Origin of the sequence: Pseudooceanicola nitratireducens, assembly GCF_900109195.1 — a bacterium.
Lineage (GTDB): Bacteria > Pseudomonadota > Alphaproteobacteria > Rhodobacterales > Rhodobacteraceae > Pseudooceanicola > Pseudooceanicola nitratireducens.
Window position 1 is genome coordinate 1 of record NZ_FNZG01000028.1, and the last position, 2,256, is coordinate 2,256.

General features: G+C 63.1%; 2 protein-coding genes. Both read right to left on the reverse strand.

The annotated features are described in order from the left end of the window. Positions 1-1,040 (reverse strand): relaxase/mobilization nuclease domain-containing protein (locus BMX99_RS19395; protein ID WP_175480282.1); only part of this gene is annotated, 1,040 nt, incomplete at its 3' end. Further along, on the reverse strand, positions 1,033-1,653 hold the full coding sequence (locus tag BMX99_RS19400; protein WP_008335612.1) for a helix-turn-helix domain-containing protein: 621 nt from the start codon (positions 1,651-1,653) through the stop codon (positions 1,033-1,035). The genes BMX99_RS19400 and BMX99_RS19395, both read right to left, overlap by 8 nt. Positions 1,654-2,256 lie beyond the last annotated feature (603 nt).

The following is a 2,256-nucleotide window of genomic DNA, read 5'->3' on the forward strand; positions in this document are numbered from 1 at the left end:
GCCTTGAGCCTCAGCGCCTCGATCGTGCGCTCGGAATAGTCGATCGCATCACCGACGGTCTTGATGTCCTTCATGTCTATCTCTCCTTCGGTGAAGTTCCACGGCGTGCCCGAGCCCAGTCCGTCCGCCATGCCGCGCACGGCGCGCGCCATGTGGCGCTGGTCCATCCGGTCCAGCAGATCCGCGAGGTTCTTGTAGTCCTTGGCGAAGCCCACCACCTGCGCCTGCGCGATGGCAGTTTCCTGGGCCGTCATGACGATCTCGCGCGGCAGGCGAGCCTCTTCCTTGGCGCGGTAGATCTCCTCGATCCCGGCGGGCTTCTCGAAAATGCCGCGCTCGAGCCGCGTGGTGGCATCAAGCATCACGCCATAGCGTTCCGCAATTTCAGCCTGCTTCTCGCGCATGAGCTGCGGCGACATCACGCCCTCGGCCCAACACGAAAACCAGGTGCCCTTCTCGACGCCGCGATTGTTCAGGATGATATGCGCGTGCTTGTGCGCCCGGTCGTCATGAACCGCGAGGACATAGTCCCATTGGTCGCCGTATTCGCCGCTCTCGAAGAAATGCTCGGTCCAGTCTATCGCGATGTCGCGAACCTGATCGACCGTCACGTCGGTCGGGAAGGACAGCAGCATGTGCGAGGTGAACCCGAGCTTGGTCGAGCCGCGCCAGGTCCCGGCCCAGTCCTCGACGATGTCCTCTTTCTGTTCCTCAGACAGCACCGCCGCATCGGTCAGCGCGTTGGTCATCGTCGAATAGGTGTAGACCGCCTTGTCATTGATGTAGGAGATCTGCGCCCCAAGCGAAGCACGCGTCTTGCAGCCCCCTGCCCGGATCCGTTTGAACACCGCCGCTCGGCTCTGACCCGAGGCTACTTTCAGCGCGTTGCGCGCCGACATGGTTCCAACGCGCGCGAAACTCCGCCCCTGCCGACGCCCCGCCAACCGCGCGTCGATCCGCGCCGCGGCCTGGCCCCGGATGCGCTCATCCTCCCAGAGCCGCCCCATGACCGAGGTGTAGAGGGCGAGCGGATCAGCCATTCCTGACGAGCCTCAATCCGCGCTCGATCGCGCGCGGGTCATCCTCCAGGATCTCGTTCTCCGCCTCCTGCCCTTCTTCCTTTTGCGGCCATTCCTGATGACGCAGCGCCTGCGCCGCATCCTTCATCTGGCCCATCTCACGACTCATCGACTGCGCCAGATCGAGCAGTTCGATCAGCACCGCGCGGTCTGCCTCCGAGACCTCCAGCCGACCGCGATGGACCGCCTTGGCGAGCACCAGTCCGGCGTCGCTCATATCCTTCGCCTGACGCCATGCGGCGCAGAATTCCGAGACCAGATCACGGGGTATATCAAGGAACCCGCACCGTCCACGCAGCACCGCATTGAGCGCCTGTGATCGGTTGGCAAAGCCCCGTTCGCGCCACTCCGCATCGAAGGCGTCCAGCTCGGATCGGCTCGCCCGGAAGGCCACCGTCTCGCTTGGATCGCGCACCGCGATGCCCTCGCCCGCCTCCTCTTTCGCGAGCCGGTTCACGTGGCGCGGGGAGATGCCGAACGCCGCCGCCAGGTCCTTGGCGCTCTCGCCCGCCGCGAAGCGCTTTGCCACTTCGATGCGCTGCTCAAGCTTCAGGTTTTTCGCTGGCCTCGGCACTAGGACGTTCTCCCGCTTCCAGGGAAAAGATGCATGCGCAAACGCGCGCGAGGCAGCGATTGCTCGCAATCGCGTTCGCGTGCGGCGGAGCATTCAGCTTTGCGGGAAACGCCCATCACAGACCCCTCGGACAAAATGTGCAAACATTGGCCATATCCTGCCAACGTCTTCCTTCTCTCTTTTGCTTATACTTCAATACATCACATTGCGCAATATTACGTTTTGCATGATGTGTTTTTTTGCTTGCGATGAGGTGCACTCAAGACCGCTGGGCAGCGCGACATGGAGCGGTGCCGTCCTCATCGATGCGCGACAATCTGGTCGAATAAATCTGCTGAAACTTGCGCTGGAGCAGCACGCGATGTCAGGCAAACCGAGCGCCCGAGCCGGTCACGGATCGGGCGCCAGAAACACGAAAACGGCCCGCGCGGGATGGCGCGTGTCACGCCCGTTTGGGGCGTCACAATGTTGGTAAGGATCAGTGTCAGACCCCTGCGGATCCGAAGACCCGCAGGGGTGTCTGGGTCAGTGACCCAGTCCCTGACTGCGCAGATCGTCGTAGCGGCTGCGGGCGATCAGAGCCTCGGTCTCGAGGCTGTCGAG